This is a genomic window from Acidiphilium cryptum JF-5 (assembly GCF_000016725.1).
In the GTDB taxonomy this organism is placed as follows: domain Bacteria; phylum Pseudomonadota; class Alphaproteobacteria; order Acetobacterales; family Acetobacteraceae; genus Acidiphilium; species Acidiphilium multivorum.
The window spans coordinates 2540680-2559993 of the sequence record NC_009484.1 but is presented as its reverse complement, the minus strand read 5'-3'; the positions used below and the strand labels follow the sequence as shown (position 1 = coordinate 2559993).

At 64.5% G+C, this 19314-nt stretch carries 16 protein-coding genes and 2 pseudogenes; 14 read left to right on the top strand and 4 right to left on the bottom strand.

Going from position 1 to position 19314, the window contains the following annotated elements:
- Window positions 1-2: 2 nt before the first annotated feature.
- From iolG to ACRY_RS14095, 3 genes are all read right to left on the bottom strand, one after another.
- Entirely contained in the window at window positions 3-995 is a 993-nt protein-coding gene (gene iolG / locus ACRY_RS14105) for an inositol 2-dehydrogenase (protein ID WP_012039972.1), read from the bottom strand.
- Between the two features lie 70 nt (window positions 996-1065).
- A complete protein-coding gene (locus ACRY_RS14100) occupies window positions 1066-2052 on the bottom strand; it encodes a hydroxyacid dehydrogenase (protein ID WP_007421625.1) in 987 nt (328 codons plus the stop codon).
- A 1-nt stretch (window position 2053) separates the two neighbouring features.
- On the bottom strand, window positions 2054-2845 hold the full coding sequence (locus ACRY_RS14095; protein WP_012039971.1) for an HpcH/HpaI aldolase family protein: 792 nt from the start codon (window positions 2843-2845) through the stop codon (window positions 2054-2056).
- Window positions 2846-3168: 323 nt separating this feature from the next.
- On the opposite strand from ACRY_RS14095, the gene ACRY_RS14090 reads away from it, so the two are divergent.
- From ACRY_RS14090 to ACRY_RS19750, 4 genes and pseudogenes are all read left to right on the top strand, one after another.
- Window positions 3169-4113 carry a MurR/RpiR family transcriptional regulator gene (locus ACRY_RS14090; protein WP_012039970.1) on the top strand — a complete coding sequence of 315 codons (945 nt, stop codon included), beginning with the start codon at window positions 3169-3171 and terminating at the stop codon, window positions 4111-4113.
- A gap of 113 nt (window positions 4114-4226) precedes the next feature.
- Complete coding sequence (gene iolE, locus ACRY_RS14085) at window positions 4227-5138, top strand: myo-inosose-2 dehydratase (protein WP_012039969.1); 912 nt, start codon at window positions 4227-4229, stop codon at window positions 5136-5138.
- A complete protein-coding gene (locus ACRY_RS14080; RefSeq protein WP_012039968.1) occupies window positions 5135-5947 on the top strand; it encodes an SDR family oxidoreductase in 813 nt (270 codons plus the stop codon). The genes iolE and ACRY_RS14080 overlap by 4 nt, the downstream gene beginning before the upstream one ends.
- A gap of 354 nt (window positions 5948-6301) precedes the next feature.
- Window positions 6302-6478 (top strand): annotated as a pseudogene (locus tag ACRY_RS19750) (IS481 family transposase); the annotation flags it as partial.
- Here ACRY_RS19750 and ACRY_RS14075 read toward each other — a convergent pair.
- Window positions 6475-7548 (bottom strand): LacI family DNA-binding transcriptional regulator, encoded by a 1074-nt coding sequence (locus tag ACRY_RS14075; RefSeq protein ID WP_012039966.1) that lies wholly within the window; start codon window positions 7546-7548, stop codon window positions 6475-6477. The pseudogene ACRY_RS19750 and the gene ACRY_RS14075 overlap by 4 nt on opposite strands.
- Window positions 7549-7677: 129 nt before the next feature.
- Here ACRY_RS14075 and ACRY_RS14070 point away from each other — a divergent pair, with 129 nt between their 5' ends.
- The 10 genes and pseudogenes from ACRY_RS14070 to istA form a co-directional block, all read left to right on the top strand.
- On the top strand, window positions 7678-8586 hold the full coding sequence (locus tag ACRY_RS14070) for a sugar phosphate isomerase/epimerase family protein (RefSeq protein ID WP_043509209.1): 909 nt from the start codon (window positions 7678-7680) through the stop codon (window positions 8584-8586).
- A gap of 1 nt (window position 8587) precedes the next feature.
- On the top strand, window positions 8588-9598 hold the full coding sequence (locus ACRY_RS14065) for a Gfo/Idh/MocA family protein (protein ID WP_012039964.1): 1011 nt from the start codon (window positions 8588-8590) through the stop codon (window positions 9596-9598).
- Window positions 9599-9606: 8 nt separating this feature from the next.
- Window positions 9607-10395 (top strand): TIM barrel protein, encoded by a 789-nt coding sequence (locus ACRY_RS14060; RefSeq protein WP_007421527.1) that lies wholly within the window; start codon window positions 9607-9609, stop codon window positions 10393-10395.
- Window positions 10396-10559: 164 nt separating this feature from the next.
- Window positions 10560-11522, top strand: a complete 963-nt coding sequence (locus tag ACRY_RS14055) for a sugar ABC transporter substrate-binding protein (protein WP_012039963.1) — start codon at window positions 10560-10562, stop codon at window positions 11520-11522.
- Window positions 11523-11611: 89 nt separating this feature from the next.
- Window positions 11612-12670 carry an ABC transporter permease gene (locus ACRY_RS14050; RefSeq protein ID WP_231295269.1) on the top strand — a complete coding sequence of 353 codons (1059 nt, stop codon included), beginning with the start codon at window positions 11612-11614 and terminating at the stop codon, window positions 12668-12670.
- Between the two features lies 1 nt (window position 12671).
- Window positions 12672-13475 carry an ATP-binding cassette domain-containing protein gene (locus tag ACRY_RS14045; RefSeq protein WP_007421524.1) on the top strand — a complete coding sequence of 268 codons (804 nt, stop codon included), beginning with the start codon at window positions 12672-12674 and terminating at the stop codon, window positions 13473-13475.
- A gap of 2 nt (window positions 13476-13477) precedes the next feature.
- Window positions 13478-15454 carry a bifunctional 5-dehydro-2-deoxygluconokinase/5-dehydro-2-deoxyphosphogluconate aldolase gene (locus tag ACRY_RS14040; RefSeq protein WP_419465244.1) on the top strand — a complete coding sequence of 659 codons (1977 nt, stop codon included), beginning with the start codon at window positions 13478-13480 and terminating at the stop codon, window positions 15452-15454.
- Window positions 15451-17289: a 3D-(3,5/4)-trihydroxycyclohexane-1,2-dione acylhydrolase (decyclizing) gene (gene iolD, locus ACRY_RS14035; protein WP_012039961.1), complete on the top strand. Its 1839-nt coding sequence runs from the start codon at window positions 15451-15453 to the stop codon at window positions 17287-17289. Before ACRY_RS14040 ends, iolD begins: the two co-directional genes overlap by 4 nt.
- A gap of 31 nt (window positions 17290-17320) precedes the next feature.
- Entirely contained in the window at window positions 17321-18115 is a 795-nt protein-coding gene (gene iolB / locus ACRY_RS14030; protein ID WP_012039960.1) for a 5-deoxy-glucuronate isomerase, read from the top strand.
- Window positions 18116-18234: 119 nt separating this feature from the next.
- Window positions 18235-19309 (top strand): annotated as a pseudogene (gene istA, locus ACRY_RS19205) (IS21 family transposase); the annotation flags it as partial.
- Window positions 19310-19314 lie beyond the last annotated feature (5 nt).

The window sequence follows — 19314 nt, the reverse complement described above, 5'->3', positions numbered from 1 at the left end:
CTTCAGACCCGGACCGCGCGGCCGGTCAACGCCGATTCCAGCGCGCAATCGGCAAGCCGCAGCGCCTGCCGGCCGTCGCGTGCGGTCACCGGCATCGGCGCGCCGGCTTCGACTGCCGCGCGGAACATCTCGAACTCGGTGCGATAGGCGTCGGCATAGCGTTCGAGAAAGAAGTTCAGCAGCGGCTCGCGCGCGTCGGTCACCGCACTGCTCCAGCGCCGCACCGTGGTCGGACGCAGGTTATCGTTCATCAGCATCCCCGCCGAGCCGAACACCTCGAAGCGCTGGTCATAGCCATACACGGCGGCGCGGCAGCAATTGATGTGGCACTGCCGGCCGGACTCCGTGCGCAGGTTGACCATCACCGTGTCGAAGTCGCCAATTTCCGCCAGGTTCGGATCGATCAGCCGGCTCGCCGTCGCCATCACCTCCACCGGTTCCTCGCCGAGCAGGAAGCGCGCCATGTCGAAATCATGGATCGTCATGTCCCGGAAAATCCCGCCGGAATGTTCGAGATAGGCGCGCGGCGGCGGCGCCGGGTCGCGGCTCGAGATGATCACCTGCCGCACCTCGCCGATTTCACCGGCGTCGATCGCGCGCCGCAGTTCCTGCGAGGCCGGATCGAAGCGCCGGTTGAACGCCAGCATCACCCGTCCGTCGAGCCGTTCGACCTCGGCGACCGCCGCATCCGCCTTGGCGATGTCGAGATCGATCGGCTTCTCGCACAGCACGGCCTTGCCGGCGCGCACCGCGGCGAGCATGAGCGCGACATGCGTGTCGGTCGGCGTGCCGATCACCACGGCATCGACATCTGCGCGCGCCAGCACGGCTTCGGGATCGGTCGAGGCGGCGCAGCCAAGTTCCCGCGCGAGGTCCTCCGCCGCGCTTCCGAACGGATCGGCAATGGCAACGAGCTTCGCCTGCCGGTTGGCGGCGGCATTGGCGGCATGGATCCGGCCGATGCGGCCGGCGCCGAGAACGGCAACCCTCAACATTGAAGACACTCCGGGTTCTGGGGCCGCGGCCCCGGGTTCGAGAGACCGCGCCGGCGCCGGCGCGGCAGGTTCATGCGCCGGCCGGCGCGGCCGCATACCCGATCGCCGCGCGGTTGACGACGAGCGCGGGGTCGAGCCGCCCGGCGAAATGGTCGAGAATGTTGCGCGCTGCGGCGAGCGACATCCGCATCGCGCATTCCTGCGTCAGTCCGGCCACATGCGGCGTCAGCAGCACGCGTTCGTTGTCAAGCAGTCCCCGGCCCGGGTGTGGCGGTTCCTCAGTGAACACGTCGAGCCCGGCGCCGGCGAGGCGGCCGGCGCGCAGCGCCTCATCGAGTGCCGCGTCATCCACCAGCCCGCCCCGCGCCGTGTTGATCAGGAAGGCGGAAGGCTTCATCCGCGCGAGCTCGGTCGCGCCGATTACCGGGGCCTGTCCCGCGCGCGGGATGTGCAGCGACACGAAATCCGCTGCCGCCAGCGCCCCGCCCAGATCGTCCGCCGGAACGGCCCCGGCATCGCGGATTGCCGCCGGATCGGCCATCGGATCACGCACCATGACCTGCATCTCGAAGGCCTGCGCCATCTTCGCCACGATCCGGCCAATCCGGCCGAAGCCGATCACCAGAAGGCTCTTGCCGGCGATGTCTCCCGCCTCGCGGCTGTCACGGCGATGCCATTCGCCCGCCCGCGTCGCCCGGTCGTAATCCGGCAGGCGGCGGGCGAGGGCGAGAATCATCATGAGCGCATGTTCGGCCACCGAGCGGGAATTGACGTCGCCAACCAAGGAAAGCGGAATCCGGCGCGCGTTCAGCGCCGGGACATCGACCGAATCATACCCCACCCCATGCCGAGAGACGATGCGTAGCTGAGGTGCGGTCGCAATCACCTCCGCTGGCATCGGTTGCGTGCGAATCAGCACTGCGTCGGCCCGAACGATCAGCTTCGCGTAGGACTCGAGTGAAACCTCATCGACCACGTCCAGCGTGATGCCCTCCGCCGCCCGCAGCGCATCGATCCCGGCCTCGTGAATCCGTCCGGCGACAAGAACATGCGGCATGTCAGGACTCTCCCGCGCCGGCGGTGAGGCGCCGTGTCGTCTCCACGCTCGCGCGCGCGGCATCGGCCAGCAGCCGCACATCGTTCGACACGGTGACGAGATCGAACCCCCACCCGATCGCCTTCGCCGCATAGGCAGGCGAGCCATTGTGCAGGCAGGCGCGGATGCCCGCCTGGTGCGCCGTGTCCAGAATTGTGCCGATCGCCTCGACGAGTTCCGGTTCCACCCGGTCAAATCCGGTCGGAAAACGCCGTCCGGTCAGGCCAAGCGTGAGGTCGGCCGGCCCGATATAGACGCCATCGAGCCCGGGCGTTGCCACAATCTCGGCGAGATTGGCGAAAGCCTCGGCGGTTTCGATCATCGCCAGGCAGATCATCTCCCGGTCGGCCTCGCGCCCATAATCGGCGCCGGCGGAGAAATTCGCCCTGGTCGGGCCGAAGCTGCGCGTCCCGACGGGTGGATAACGGACATAGGACACCAGCCGCTCGGCATCCTCGCGCGTGTTCACCATCGGGCAGATCACGCCATAGGCGCCGGCGTCCAGCGCCTTCATGATCCAGGTCGGATCAAGCCATGGAACGCGCACAAGTGGCGTTACACCGCTAGCCTGCATCGCCTGCAGCATCGTTGTCGCCACCTCGTAGCCGACCAACCCGTGCTGGAGGTCGATCGTGATCGAGTCGTATCCCTGCGCCGCCATGATCTCGGCAGTGAATGGACAGCCGATTGATAGCCAGCCATTGATCGCAGCCCCGCCCGCGCGCCATGTGCGCAACACATTGTTCGGGATCATTGCCGGCTACCGGTCATCGCAACGTTTCTTGCGATGCCGCATCCGCACGCTATAGTGGCAGCTGACCGGACTGCGTCGCCGTACTGCATGCCCTGACTTTGGAGGCAGGACGAAGGCGCCATGGGCGGCGGGCACGTGCGGATCGATCGGATCATCGGAAGGCGGTTCCTCGTCTTGTTGTGCCGATTGTGTTCATGGCGTGACGCAGAAAACATATTGCCGAAAAATATAATCTGCAACAAAAATTCCAAACCGATTCCGTCTTCCCATACGGGCATCGGTGTCCGGTCGCGAACGAAACCAGTGAAGCGGAGAGTGGGTGAATGGTCAGGGGTAAGTCGACGTCCGGCAGCGGACTGCCGGAGAACTATGAGGGCATCGTCAATCTCATCACCGCGCAATATCCCAACCTTTCTTCGGGATTTCAGAAAATCGCCCGTTTCGTCACACAAAATCCCAATGTCGTCGCGCTCGAATCGATCAGTGTCATCGCGCTGCGATGTGACACCCATGCTTCCAGCCTGGTCCGTTTCGCCCAGGAATTCGGCTATTCCGGGTTCAAGGAATTGCAAGCCGTGTTTCAGACCCGGCTTGCCACGGCGGCGCCGGGGTTCCGCGAGCGGGTCAAGGCCCTGGATGGCGAACTGTCCCGCCATGCGCGCTCCGGCAATCTCGGTTACCTGCGCGATCTTGTAGTGCGCGACATAGCCGCCCTACAGGACCTGCTCGAACGCGTTCCCGAGGACACCCTCACCGGAGCGGCCCGCTTGATCACCGGGGCCGACACGATCTACATCGCCGGCCAGCTCCGCTCCGAACCCATCGCCCTGCTGCTGCGCTACCTGCTGACCATGCTGCACCGCCGCGTTGTCCTGCTCGATCCGGCGGGCGGCCTCGCGCAGGAAATGGCGGAAACAATGACGCGCGGCGACGTGCTCGTCGCCATCGCCTTCCGGCATTATGCGCAGGAGGTGGTGGCGATTTCCGAGCGCGCGGCCGCGAGCGGAACGCCCGTCATTGCTATTACCGATAGCCAGCTGTCGCCGATCGCCAAGGATGCAAAGGCGCTCTTCACGGTTCCGGAGGATGAATACTCGTTCGCGCGCACGCTCGCGGCGCCGATGTGCCTCGTACAATGCCTTGCGGTGGCGAGTGCGGCGATCCTTCAGCGCGGCCGAGATGAAATGCCACGTATCCCCACCGTCACCGAGAAGGATCGCAGCCGCGGTGCCGCCGGCCCGCGCCGCCGGCGCGCTGAAGGAACCTGACGCTTCCGGCGGCGGCATTATTGCAATAAAGCTTGCAATATAAAATAATCGGCAATAAAAATTCTAAAGCCGCGTAGGTCGCTTGCCGAGGCCGCGGGATGGGAGGATTCTGAATGAAAGCCAAGCTGGCCATTGCCCCGATCGCCTGGACCAATGACGACCTGCCGGAACTCGGCGGTGACACGCCGCTCGAAACCTGCCTCGCCGAGAGTCGTGCCGCCGGCTTCATTGGCGTCGAAAATGGCGGCAAGTTTCCAAGAGATGCTCCGTCTCTGCGGGCAAAGCTGGGCGCTTTCGGTCTTTCTCTCGTCGGCGGCTGGTATTCCGGAACGGTGTTGGACGCACCCGACGATCTCGTAGCCGAGCGTGAGCAGGCCGCCGCTCAACTCGCCTTGTTTCGAGAGCTCGGTGCCTCCTGTCTCGTTTATGGCGAAACCGCCGGCACGCTGCAGAATCGCCGCAACGCCCCGCTCGCTGGCCGCCGTGTGTTAGCGGAGGATGCGTTTCCCGCCTATGGGCGGCGCCTGACTTGCTTTGCCGAATACTGTGCGGAACAGGGCGTTCCGCTCGTCTTCCACCATCACATGGCCACCGCGGTCGAGACCGAGCGCGACATCAATCTGCTGATGGCCCATACCGGCGAGGCCGTCGGGCTGCTTTTCGATGCCGGGCATCTCCGCTTTGCCGGCGGCGACATGTTCCGCGTGCTGACGAAACATGGCAGGCGAATCCGCCATGTTCACGTTAAGGATGTGCGAGAGCTAGTGATCGCGGGGCTCGACCGTACGCGGCAGTCCTTTCTGGATGCGGTCCTCGCTGGCGCCTTCACCGTGCCGGGCGACGGGTCCATCGATTTCGGACCGGTCATCCAGCGTCTTGCCGATTTCGGTTACGAAGGCTGGTTCGTCGTCGAGGCCGAGCAAGACCCGGCCAAGGCACCGCCGGCGCGCTATGCGAAAATCGGCCACGACGCTCTCGCCGATGCGCTGCGTCGCGCCGGCTATTCTATTCAGGAGACCCGATGATGGCTCAATTGTCGGGAAAAATCGCGATTGTTTCCGGCGGCACCCAAGGGCTTGGCTTGGCGATCGCCCGGCTATTCGCCGAGCGCGATGCCGCCGGGTTGGTCACCTGTGGCCGCTCGCGTGAAAAGGGTGAGGCGCGGGCAAGGGAAATATCTGAAGCCACTGGCGCTCGGGTAATCTTCGTGCAAGCCGATCTCGGGCAGGTCGAGGATTGCCGAGCGGTCGTCGCCGCGGCCGACACCGCTTTCGGTCGGGTCGATGTCCTTGTCAACGCCGCTGCGATCACCGACCGTGGCACCATCATCGATACCTCCCCGGATCTGTTTGACCGCATGTTCGCCGTCAACGTCCGCGGGCCGTTCTTTCTCATGCAGGATGCAATCCGGATCATGCGGCGAGAGAATACCGAAGGCACGATCGTCAATATCTGCTCGATGTCGGCGAAGGCTGGGCAGCCCTTCATTTCCGCCTACTGCGCCTCGAAAGGCGCGCTGGCGACCCTGACGCAGAACACCGCCTATGCACTCCTGCGCAACCGAATCCGCGTCAACGGCCTGAATATCGGCTGGATGGCGAGCGATGGCGAACACCGGGTTCAGACTGAATTCCACGGCGCCAGCGAGAACTGGCTGGCCGACGCCGCGGCGCAGCAACCCTTCGGCCGGCTGATCGACCCGACCGAGGTCGCGCGCGCGGTTGCCTTCCTCTCCAGCGCCGAATCCGGATTGATGACGGGGGCGATTGTCAACTTCGACCAGTCGGTCTGGGGGGCCTACGACTCGTCTCCGGCACCCGCGGCACCGCTCTGACGGTGGCTCCTTTCATCAGGGCGCGGGTGCCGGGCACCGAGTTAGTATTCGACCTTCAAAGTCTAGACCGTATGGTTGTCGCTAAAGTGCGAACTGAATAGTGTCACGTGAGGCGCGTAGCGGCGGTGTTCCGGCGCCAGCACGATCCGCCGCAGCGCAGTCTCGATCTTCGACTGAAAATACAGCAAGGCCTGATTGCGTTCCACGCCCATCCACAGCGAGGTGACCCGGCCAACCTTCGCGAAGCAGCCCGCGCAGACAAGGATGAACGGAAGCCCCGGCGCGTGGATTGCGGCGAGCGCGTGGTCGATGTCCCAGGCCTGAAGCGGTAGGCTTCGCCGATGACGCGCAGTGTCACATGATATTTTGCGCCGCCACCTTCGCGACTTGATCGACGCCTACAACTTTGCCCAATGGCTCAAGACCCTAAAGGGTCTCATACCAAACGAATTCATCTGCAAACGATGGACGTCAGAGCCAAACGGGTTCATCATCACCCCAATCGACCAAATTCCGGGACTAAACACCTAGTCCAACGACAACTGACTAGATTCCTCATAATTGCGGGCGGGCAGATTCTCCCGGGTGTAAATTCGCAGTTCGGCATGCGACAGTGCCGGGGTGGAGGTGATCAGACCGCAGCGGTAAAGAAGGGTCTGCAAGCTACCTAGGGCCTGGCCACGCGGATTCTGATCAATCGCGTAATCCATTGTGCCGTCCTTGAGATAGATGATGTGATCGTCGGATAACTCGTGTCCGATCCAGAATGGACGCGGCATAGCCCCTTTCAGCGCATTCATGATGCCGATCGAGCCGGCGCCGGTATTGTAGACGCCGACAAGCGGCCCGAACGACAATGCCGCTCGCAGAGAACGCGCACAACGATCAGGGTCGTCGCGCGTATCCATTTCGATGATCTCGCAATGCAGGTGGGGGAAATCGCGCGATAGCGTCGTCTGGAAGCCTCCCATGCGCTCGACATGACCAGCCCAGTCGTGATGGGCACCGAGAACGGCGACCCGGCCACCCTGCCGGCAGCTGCGCCCGAGAAGATGGGCGGCAGTGGCGCCTGCCTGACGATTATCAATGCCAAGATAATCAGCTCCGGCGAGACCCGGCAGATCGGTCACGATCGTTACCACCTTCTGGCCGGCGGCCTGGATGGATTGGACCGCGGCACGGATCTCCGGTCGGTCCGGGACGGCGAGGATCATTCCTTTTCGTGCGTACGACGTCTCGGAAATGAGGCGCACGAAGCTTGCGGTATCCTCCACGGCAAGGATGTGCCGGTGCATGGCGATGCCACGATCCAGCATGGCGATACCGTCGCGGAAAGCCGCCCGAAGGCGGACGAAAAATGGTGAGTCGTTCTGCGGCAGGATCAGGTCAAGATGCGTGATCGGCCTGTAGGCTTCTGGCAGATCCCGGCGCACACCCATCTCGCGCGCGACCCGGATCACCCGTTCGCGCGCGGCATCTGAAACTGACTCACGCTCGTTGAAGACCCGGTCCACTGTGGCAATGCTTACACCCGCCACCCGCGCAATGTCGGCGAGGCGGGCGCGCGTCCGCGTCTTGCGGGAAGCTTGGGCTCCAGTCATGCGCGAGAGTGCGCCGCTGACGAAAAATCGTCAACAGCGCACGCGGCGTGCCCGTTACAGAGCGCGTAAGAAGAGATGCCGGACCGCGCGGCAGGACTTGCCGAAGCGCTGCCGCAGGGAGGACATACGATGAAGATCGCACTTGATCCGTTCATGCACCGTCGTCTTGGCCTGGAGGAACTACCCTTCAGAGTGAAGGAAATCGGCTTCGACTGGATCGAACTTTCCCCGCGGGGAGATTTTCTGGAATGGTTCAAGGCGCCGCGGGTGTTTCCGGAACGGGTGCGGGGCTTCAGGCGGGCGCTGAAAGAGGCCGGTGTGGGGATCGCCTCGCTGCTGCCGATGTATCGCTGGGCGTCGAATGACGAGGACGAGCGCAAGGCAGCGGTGCGGCACTGGAAGCGCGCCATCGAGATCTGCCTCGAACTGGAAGTCGACACGATGAACTCGGAATTCGGCCGTGGCCCACACCCCGACAAGGGGTCCTGCTATTGTTGCCATACCGGCTCGATGATCGAGGCCTGTGAAGACTCCTGGTGGCGTTCGATGGAGGAACTTGTGCCAGTGTTCGAGCGGGAGGGTATCAACCTTCATGTCGAGCCGCATCCGGAGGACTGGGTGGAAACCCTTCAGCCGGCAGTGGACATCATCCGCACGGTCAATTCGCCGCGGGTGCGATTTCTTTACTGTGCGCCGCACACCTTCTACTTTGGCGACAATACAGCGGCAATGCTGCGCGAATGCGCGGATGTGCTGGCACATGTGCATGTCGGCGATACATTCAATCACCGGGCCAGTTCGGGCCTGCGCTACATCGTCAACCCTCCCGGTTCGGCTGTGCGGGTGCACCAGCATCTCGATATCGGTCAGGGAGAGGTGCCATGGGACGAGTTCTTCGGCACGCTCGCGGAAATTGGTTTCGACGGCATCATGACCGCCTGCGTCTTCGCCTGGGAGGAGCGGGCCGATGCCTCTGGTCGCTTCATGCGCGCCGAAATGCAGCGCTACATCGACAAATTCTGGAAACGGGAGCTCTGAGATGACCCTACGGATTGGTGTTATCGGGACCGGCGCGATCGGGCGCGACCACATGCGGCGGATCAACCAGACCTTGTCTGGCGCCAAGGTGACGGCCGTGTCGGATGTCAATATCGAAAGCGTCCGCACCGCGCGGGCGGATCTTGCGCCCGAGGCTGAGGTCGTTGGCTCCGGCGAGGAAGTGGCTGCATCTGCTGGCGTCGATGCCGTGGTGGTAACGTCGTGGGGCGCGACCCATGAACAATACGTCCTGGCCGCGATTGCGGCGGGCAAGCCGGTCTTCTGCGAGAAGCCACTGTCGACCACGGCGGCGGGCGCCGGGCGTATCGTCGAGGCCGAAACCGCCTTCGGCCGCCGCCTCGTGCAGGTGGGCTTCATGCGCCGCTACGATGCGGGCTACCGCATGCTAAAGGCGGTCGTCGAGAACGAGATCGGCCGGCCCCTGATGGTGCATGCAGCGCACCGCAATCCGTCCGTGCCGGAGCAGTATATCACGCCAATGGCGATCCAGGACACGCTGATCCACGAAATTGATGTCCTGCGCTGGCTTCTCGACGATGACTACGTCTCCGCGCAGGTCATCTCTCCACGTCGGACACGGCATGCACATGCGAGGGTCGAGGATCCACAGATCGTCCTCCTGGAAACCAAAAGTGGCATCCGGATCGATGTCGAGATCTTCGTCAACTGCCGCTACGGCTATGACATCCAGTGTCAGGTTGTGGGTGAGGAAGGTCTCGCCAGCCTGCCAGACCCAATGGCGGTCGTGATGCGCAAGGATGCAAAGTTGCAGAGCGCGATCATGACCGACTGGAAGGATCGATTCATCGACAGTTACGATCTCGAGTTGCAGGATTTCATCAAGGCGGCGGCGCGGGGAACTGCATCCGGCCCGACGGCCTGGGACGGATATGTCGCCGCGGTCTCCTCGGATGCCTGTGTAGAGGCGCAGAGCCGGCCTGGTTCGATCGTGCCGATTTCGCTGCCCGCGCGGCCTCCTCTTTACAACTGAGGTTTCTCATGCGCTTCGCACTCAATCACATTGCAACACCGAAACTTTCTCTTGCCGATTTCCTCGGCCTAGCGTGCCGCCTCGGGATGCCGGCGATCGAGATCCGCAACGACCTTCCGGATGTCGTCGGCACGATGCCGGCGGGCGCCGTCAGGGCTGCGGCCGTAGCATCCGGGGTCGATATTCTTTCGATCAATGCGCTTTACCCCTTCAATGTCTGGTCGGGGGACATGCCTGCGCGCGCGCTTGCACTTGCGGATTATGCGCAGACCTGTGGTGCGCGGGCGCTCGTCATGTGCCCGTTGAACGATGGCACGCCGGTGCCGCATGGCGATCTGGTCGCTGCCCTGCGCGAGTTGGTGCCGATCCTGCGCCAACATGGCATTACTGGTCTGGTCGAGCCGCTGGGCTTTCCTGTCTCATCGTTGCGGACGAAACGGGAGGCGATCGAGGCAATCAGGGAAGCCGGCGCCAGCGATGTCTGCAAGTTGGTGCACGACACATTCCATCATCACCTTGCCGGCGAGAGGGAATTTTTCCCGGAGTTCACTGGCCTTGTCCATATCTCGGGCGTCAGGGAAGCTGATCTGGCTTTGAACGACATGCTGGATGCTGACCGCGCGCTCGTCGATGAGATGGATCGTCTGAACAATATCGGTCAGCTCCGCGCCCTCGCGACCGGTGGCTATGCGGGCGCGGTGAGCATCGAGCCCTTCGCGCCTTCGGTGCATGATGATCCTGATCCGGAAGCGGCGCTCCGAGCCAGCTTTGCTCATGTCGCTCAGGGGGTAGCTTGAGGTGCTTTGCCGCGTCGTGCGCTGATCGCGAAATTTTTTTTATCAACTGGCAAGTATTTGCTTGACGCAGGCGTGGCTGAGTGATTTTTTGCATAAACAATAAAGTTGCAAAAATATTTGCGGGCATAGCATGGTGCGGCCTGCGTGAGAGGGAGGGTATGAGGATGAGGACGATCGGGACGGGCATGCTGGCGGGCCTGCTGGGTGGTGTAGCGCTTGGCTGTGTTTCGCTGGCGGGGATGACGGGGACGGCGGTGGCGAAGGCGCCGGAATACACGTTTGCGATGATCACGCACGCGCAGCCTGGGGACACGTTCTGGGACATCATTCGCAAGGGTGCGGAAGCGGCGGCGAAGAAGGACCATGTGAAGCTGGTCTATCTGAACAACCCGAACGCCTCAGGCGAGGCGCAGCTGATCACGAACGTGACGCAGCAGCATGTGGACGGGATCGCGGCGACGCTCGCTTTCCCGGACGCCGAGGATTCCGCGCTGGCGCAGGCGGAGAAGGCGGGAATTCCGGTCGTCGGCTTCAATGCTGGCACGAGTGAGTGGAAGAAGGCCGGCATGATGATGTATGTCGGCCAGGACGAGACGATCGCCGGCGAGGCGGTGGGTGATCGTCTCAATGAGCTTGGCGCGAAGAGCGTGGTCTGTGTCGACCAGCAACAGGGCGCGATCCAGCTCGAGGCGCGCTGCGACGGCATCAAGAAGACGTTCAAGGGCAAGATGTCGGTGCTGTACGTGAACGGCTACGATATGGCCGGCGCGCAGTCGCGGATTGTCGCGAAGCTGCAGCAGGACCACGCCATCGACTATGTGGTGACGCTGGGTGCGCCGTTTGCGCCGACGGCGATCCAGGCTGTGAAGATGGCTAACAGCAAGGCGAAGGTTGCAACCTTCGACCTCAATCCCCAGGCCGTGCACCTGATCCAGGAAGGCAAGCTGCAATTCGCGGTGGATCAGCAGCCTTACGTGCAGGGCTACGAGGCCGTCGATTTCCTCTGGCTCTACAAGACGAATGGCGACGTGGTCGGGGGCGGCAAGCCGGTGTTGACCGGCCCAACCTTCGTGACGTCGAAGAATATCGCGGCGGTCGCGAAGTTCGCGAAACGCGGCACCCGCTGATCCTGGCCCGATCCTGAGGCTTCCCGCCGGCTGGCGCCGATGATGGCGCCGGCCGTGCGAAGCGCCGAGCGGGAGGAGAGATGACGATCATGACCAATGGAACAATGACCGGGAACGATGCGCCGCGCACTGCGCACCCGCAGCTGGTTCAGCAGGCGTTCTGGCGGAAGACCCTAAAGCGACCAGAGGCCGGCGCGCTGGGCGGGGCCATACTGGTCTTTGTTCTGTTCTTCGTGGTGGCGCCGCCGTTCCGGCAGGTGGATGCGTTCACGACGGTGCTGTATCAGTCAGCGACGATCGGGATTCCGGCGGTTGCGGTTTCGCTGCTGATGATCGGCGGCGAGTTCGACCTGACGGCGGGTGTCGCGGTGACGACGTCGTCGCTGGCAGCGTCAATGTTCGCGACGAAGGTGGCTGGCAATATGTGGGCAGGGATCGTGTTCGCGCTGCTGGTTTCACTGGCGATCGGCGCGCTGAATGGCTACCTGCTGATCCGCACGCGGCTGCACAGCTTCCTGGTCACGCTGTCCACCTTCCTGATGCTGCAGGGGCTGAACATCGCGCTCACCAAGCTGGTGACCGGCAATGTCGCGACCGGGGACATCAGCCATGTGCCCGGCTTTGCCTCGGCACACGCGATCTTCGCGTCGACCTTCCGGATTGGCGGCGCTGATGTCAGCATCGCGATCCTCTACTGGTTCCTGTTCATCCTGGTGGCGACCTGGGTGCTGCTGCGCACGCGCTTCGGCAACTGGATCTTCGCGGTGGGCGGCAGCGACGAGAGCGCGCGGGCCGTGGGCGTGCCGGTGCGGCGGATGAAGATCGCGCTGTTCATGCTGGTGGGCTTCAGCGCCTGGTTTCTCGGCATGCACATGCTGTTCGAATACAACGAGGTGCAGTCGGGCGCCGGTGTCGGCAACGAACTGCTCTACATCGCCGCGGCGGTGGTGGGCGGCTGCCTGATGACCGGAGGCTATGGCTCGGCGATCGGCTCGGGCTTCGGGGCGTTCATCTTCGGGATGACGACGGAAGGGGTGATCTATGCCGACTGGGATCCCGACTGGTTCATGTTCTTCGTCGGCGCGACGCTGCTGACGGCGACGGTGGTCAACACCTGGCTGCGTCTGCGGGCGAGCGGAGGGAAGTGAGATGAGCGAGAGATCCGCGCCGATCATCCAGCTCACCGATATCGGCAAGAGCTATGGCAATATCAGCGCGCTGCGCGGCGTCAGCATGACGGTGCGCAGCGGTGAGGTCACCTGCGTGCTGGGCGACAACGGTGCGGGCAAGTCGACGTTGATCAGCATCATCGCCGGGCTGCGCGAGCACAGCACGGGCACCTACGCGGTGGATGGCGAGGCGGTGACGTTCGGCTCCCCGCGCGAGGCGCTGGATCGCGGCATCTCGGCGGTCTACCAGACACTGGCGCTGGTGCCGCTGCTGCCGATCTGGCGGAACTTCTTTCTCGGGTCCGAACTGACCATCGGGCGTGGTCCGTTCCGCCGGCTCGACATCGCCTCGATGTGGGAGATCACCGACCGCGAACTGCGCCGGATGGGCATCCATGTCGCCGATCTCGACCAGCCTGTGGGCACGCTCTCGGGCGGGCAGCGGCAGGTGGTGGCGATCGCGCGGGCGATCCATTTCGGCGCACGGGTGCTGATCCTCGACGAGCCGACCGCGGCCCTCGGCGTCGCCCAGTCCGGCCTCGTGCTGCGCTACATTGCCCAGGCCGCCCGCGAACACGGTACCGGCGTCATCTTTATCACCCACAATCCGCACCACGCCTACATGGTCGGCGACCATTTCATCATCCTCGCCCGCGGCGAGGTCGAACTTGACGCTGCCCGCGACGGCCTCACCCTCGAAAACCTTATGTTCCACATGGCTGGCGGTGCCGGGCTCAACGCGCTCCAGCACGAACTCAACAGACCCCAGCCACAAGGCGCCTGATCGTGCCGGCAGCAACTCAGCAGACCCTGAACGATGGCGAAACGACCCGGCTTGCGGCGAGTAGGCGTATGAAGGCGCTCGACGTGATCACGATCGGCCGCTCCTCGGTCGATCTGTATGGCGCCCAGGTCGGCGGGCGGCTCGAGGATATGCGTTCTTTCGACAAATATATCGGCGGTTCGCCGACAAACATCGCCTGCGGCGCGGCGCGTCTGGGGCTGCGATCAGCGGTGATCACCAGGGTCGGCGACGAGCACATGGGCCGCTTCATCCGCGAACAACTGTCCCGCGAGGGCGTGGATGTGCGCGGCGTCGTCACCGATCCCGCGCGGCTGACCGCCCTCGTGCTGCTGGGCATCCGCGATGAAGACCAGTTTCCGCTGATCTTCTACCGTGAGAACTGCGCGGACATGGCCCTCTGCGAGGACGATATCAACGAGGGATTCATCGCCGAGGCGCGCTCGGTGTTGGCAACCGGGACACATCTCAGTCATCCCCGTACCGAGGCTGCGGTGTTGAAGGCGCTGCGGCTCGCGCGGGCGCATGGCGCGCGAACCGCCCTCGATATCGACTACCGCCCCAATCTCTGGGGGGTGGCCGGGCATGGCGCGGGCGAGAGCCGCTATGTCGAAAGCGAGGCGGTAACCGCGAAATTGCAGATGACGCTGGAGTTGTTCGACCTGATTGTCGGCACCGAGGAGGAGTTCCATATCGCCGGCGGCTCGCCTGACACGCTGACGGCGTTACGGGCGGTGCGCGCGCTGACCGGGGCGACCCTGATCTGCAAGCGCGGTGCGAGAGGGGCGGTGGCCTTCGCAGGTCCGATCCCGGCTAGGATTGAGGATGGCGAGACCGGGCCTGGCTTTCCTATCGAGGTGTTCAATGTTCTCGGCGCCGGCGACGGCTTTTTCGCCGGCCTGCTGAAGGGGTGGCTCGATGACGAAACCTGGCCGAAGGCTCTGGAATACGCCAATGCCTGCGGCGCCTTCGCGGTTTCGCGCCATGGCTGTACGCCATCTTATCCTTCGCTTGAGGAACTGACATTTTTTCTCCGGCGCGGTGTCCGTGAACCCGCTCTCCGGCATGACGCCGAACTTGAACGGCTTCATTGGTCGACCACCCGGCCGCACGGCGTCGCGGATTACCGGATCTTTGCTTTCGACCATCGCGCCCAGTTCGAGGAGATGGACGGTTATACGGCGCAGAAAGGCGGTGCCTTCAAGCGGCTTTGCCTGGAAGCGGCGCTCTCGGTGCAGGCCGGCCGGCCCGGCTACGGCATCCTGTGCGATGAACGGATCGGCCGACGCGCGCTGCACGCGGCCTCCGGCTCGGGGCTGTGGATCGGTCGGCCCTGCGAGTGGCCCGGCTCGCGCCCACTCGCCTTCGAGCCCGCGCTCGGCAGTGATTGCGGCGGCCTGTCCGAGTGGCCGAAGGAAAACATCGTCAAGGTTCTCTGCTTCTGCCACCCAGACGACGATGCGGCCATGTGGGCAACCCAGGACGCGGCGGTGCGGCGGTTGTTCGAGGCCGCGCGCCGCAATGACCTGGAATTCCTCCTGGAAATCATTCCCTCCAAGGTCGGCCCGGTGAATGATGGCACCACCGCGGCGCTGATCCGCCGCTTCTACGCCGCCGGGATCTATCCCGACTGGTGGAAGCTCGAACCGATGGCGAGCCTGGCCGCCTGGGAGGCCGCCTGCACCGCGATCGAGACGCATGATCGCCACACGCGCGGCATCGTGGTACTCGGCCTTGATGCGCCGGAAGCCGATCTCGCGTCGAGCTTCGCGGTCGCGGCGGGCTTTTCCCTGGTGAAGGGGTTCGCTGTAGGGCGCACCATCTTTGCCGGAGTGGCGCGCGCCTGGCTCACGGGCGAGATGGATGACGGCACGGCGGTGACCGAGATGGCGCGCCGCTTCGCGCGGCTTTGCGCGATCTGGGACGATGCGCGGACCCAGGCACGGGAGAAGGCGGCATGAGCAACACGATCAGGCTGACGGCGGCGCAGGCCATGGTGCGCTGGCTCGCCGTGCAGATGACCGAGGAGGGTGAACGCTTCATCGAGGGCGTCTGGGCAATCTTCGGCCATGGCAACGTGGCGGGGCTGGGCGAGGCGCTGCACGGCATCGGTGATCGCCTGCCGACCTGGCGCGGCCAGAACGAGCAGACCATGGCTCATGCCGCCATCGCCTATGCCAAGACGAAGGCACGCCGCCGGGCGATGGCTGTTACATCGTCGATCGGGCCGGGTGCGACCAACATGGTCACCGCGGCAGCGCTCGCCCATGTCAACCGCCTGCCCGTCCTCTTCATTCCCGGCGACGTCTTCGCCAACCGCCGCCCCGATCCGGTCTTGCAGCAGATCGAGGATTTCGATGACGGCACTGTCAGCGCCAATGACTGCTTCCGTCCGGTCAGCCGCTATTTCGACCGGATCGCACGGCCAGAACACCTGCTCACCGCCCTGCCGCGCGCGTTGCGCGTGATGACCGATCCGGCGAATTGCGGCCCGGTCTGCCTCGCTTTCTGCCAGGACGTGCAAGCCGAGGCCTACGACTATCCCGAAACCTTCTTCGCCCCCCGGACCTGGCGCATTCGTCGCCCCGAACCCGATCCGCGCGAAGTCGCGGATGTCGCTGCCCTGCTGCGCGCGGCGCGCCGGCCGGTGATCGTCGCCGGCGGCGGGGTGATCCACTCGGGCGCGGAGGAACGCCTCGCCACGTTTGCCGCCCAGCACAACATCCCCCTCGTCGAGACCCAGGCGGGCAAGGGCGCCGTGTCCTGGCAGGACGAACGGAATTTCGGCTCCCCCGGCGTGACCGGCTCGGACTGCGCCAACCGGCTCTGCGCCGAGGCCGACCTGGTTCTCGGCGTCGGCACCCGCTTCCAGGATTTCACCACGGGAAGCTGGACGGTGTTTGCCAATCCGGCGCGGCGCCTCGTCTCGATCAACCTGGCCGGCTACGACGCGAACAAGCACGGCGCGACAGGGATCGTCGGCGATGCGCGGGCGACGCTGGACGCGCTGTCGCTGGCGCTGACGGAACACCGCGCGCCCGATTTCGACGCGGAAGCCCGCCGCGCCTGGCATGCGAAAGTCGCCGCCGTCACCGCGCCGCCCGCAGAGGTCCATCGCAACGCGCTGCCAACCGACGCGCAGGTGATCGGCGCCGTGCAGCGCGCGACAACCGAGCGGAGCATCGTGATGTGCGCGGCCGGCACCATGCCCGGCGCGCTGCAGGTGCTCTGGCAGGCGTCGCCGGGCGGCTATCACATGGAATACGGCTATTCCTGCATGGGTTACGAAGTCGCCGGCGCGATGGGCGTCAAACTGGCCGCGCCCGACCGCGAGGTGATCTGCTTCGTCGGCGACGGTTCCTACATGATGGCGAATTCGGAACTCGCCACCGCGGTGATGCGGCGGGTGCCCTTCACCGTCGTGCTGACCGACAATCGCGGCTATGGCTGCATCAACCGGTTGCAGGCCGAATGCGGCGGTGCCGCCTTCAACAATCTCTACGAGGACTGCAATGTCGAGGTTCAGCCCGAGATCGATTTTGTCGCCCATGCCGCCGCGATGGGGGCTCACGCCGAGAAGGTTACGGATATCGCGGCGCTCGAGGCCGGCATTGCGGCGGCGCGTGGCCGCGCCGTCCCGACTGTCCTGGTGATCGATACCGATCCCACTCCCGGCACAGGCGCCGGTGGCCACTGGTGGGATGTTGCCGTACCGCAGGCGGGCGGCCCCGAGCGGCTTGAACAGGCGCGGGCGTGCTACAACCGCAACGCGGCCGCCCAGCGTGTCGTCGACTGACCCGAACCGTCCCGAGAACAGGATATCCCGGATGCCCGACCTGCTGCGCAAACCCTTCGGCACTCACGGCAAGGTGCACGACATCACCCCCGCCGCGGCCGGCTGGCGGCATGTCGGCTTCGGGCTCTACCGCCTGCGCGCCGGCGAGTTCGCCGCGGAGGCGACCGGCGGCAACGAGGTGATCCTCGTGATGGTCGAGGGGAAGGCGTCGATCCGCGCTGCCGGGCGGGATTGGGGCGTGCTTGGCGAGCGGATGAGTGTCTTCGAGAAATCCCCGCCGCACAGTCTCTATGTGCCGAACGGCGCGGAATGGGCGCTCGTAGCCGAAACGGACTGCGTCGTCGCGGTCTGTTCGGCGCCGGGCAGGGGCGGGCACGCGGCGCGGCGGATCGGGCCGGAGGGCATCGTCCTGACCGCCCGCGGCGAGGGCACCAATACGCGCCACATCAACAATATCGCGATGGAAGCCGAGGACTACTGCGATGCGTTGCTGGTCACCGAGGTCTTCACGCCGGCCGGCCACTGGTCGAGCTATCCGAGCCACCGGCACGACGAGGACGATGATCCGCGCATCACCTATCTCGAGGAAACCTACTACCATCGCCTGAACCCGGCGTCGGGCTTCGGCGTCCAGCGGGTCTACACCGATGATCGCGCGCTCGACCAGACGATGGCGGTCTCGGACGGCGATGTCGTCCTGGTCCCGCGTGGCCATCATCCCTGTGCGGCACCGTATGGCATCGAGATGTATTACCTCAACGTGATGGCCGGGCCGCTCAGGAAATGGCGTTTCCTGCCGGACCCTGAATTGGGTATCGCTAAGTAGTGTACGCGGCGGTGGAAAAGTAGGCCATGTAGCGGCGGCATCATGCTGCTGCGTGGCGGGGCAAAAACCGGCCACTTTTAGAGTTGCCTCTTTCTGAACGGAGGGAGAGGCTGCCGTGGATGTATTCAGTAGAGGTTTATGCGGCGGTTAGGCAATTTGTGGTTGTCGAGGGGCGGAGCCGGCGGGAGGCTGCGCGTGTCTTTGATCTGAACCGGGAGACGGTGGCGAAGATCTGCCGGTTCTCTGTGCCTCCAGGGTATCGGCGTGAGCAGCCTCCTGTGAAGCCGAAGCTTGGGCCGTTCATCCTCGTGATCGACGCGATCCTGGAGGCTGATCGGAACGCGCCGGTGAAGCAGCGTCACACGGCGCAGCGGATATTTGAGCGTCTGCGCGACGAGCACGGCTATACGGGCGGCTACACGGTGGTGAAGGATTACGTCCGGCCGGCACGGCTGCGGCTTCGCGAGGCATTCGTGCCGCTTCGTATCCGCCTGGGCATGCGCAGGTGGATTTCGGCCAGTGCATTGGCTTCATCGGCGGTGTGGGACGGTGATGCACGTCTTCTGCATGGACCTGCCGCACTCGGATGCCCCGTTCGTGAAGGCATATCCGGCGGAGACGACGGAGGCGTTTCTGGACGGGCATGTGTCGGCTTTTGCCTTCTTCGGCGGGGTGCCGCTGTCGATCCTCTACGACAACACGAAGCTGGCGGTGGCGCGGATCCTTGGCGATGGCCAACGGACGCGGACGCGCGCCTTCACGGAGTTGATCAGCCACTACCTGTTCAGGGGCCGGTTCGGCCGTCTTGGCAAAGGTAACGACAAGGGGAAAGTCGAGGGGCTGGTGAAGTATACGCAGCGGCGCTTCATGACGCCGCTGCCGCATGCGGCGAGCTTCGATGCCCTGAACGCGGCGCTGGAAGCGCGCTGTCTGGCGCGGCAGGATGAGCATTCTGGACGCCATGAAGAGACGATTGGCGAGCGGTTGCTGCGCGACCTCGCGGCATTGAGGGTGTTGCCGGCGGGACCGTTCGAGCCCTGCGAGAAGAAGCCGGCGCGGGTCTCGTCGACGGCGCTGGTCCGCTATCGGATGAACGACGACTCGGTGCCGGCGACCTATGCCTTCCGGGACGTATTGGTCAAAGGTTTCGTCGATCGGGTGCTGGTCGTGGCCGGGGCTGAGGTCATCGCCCGGTCAGC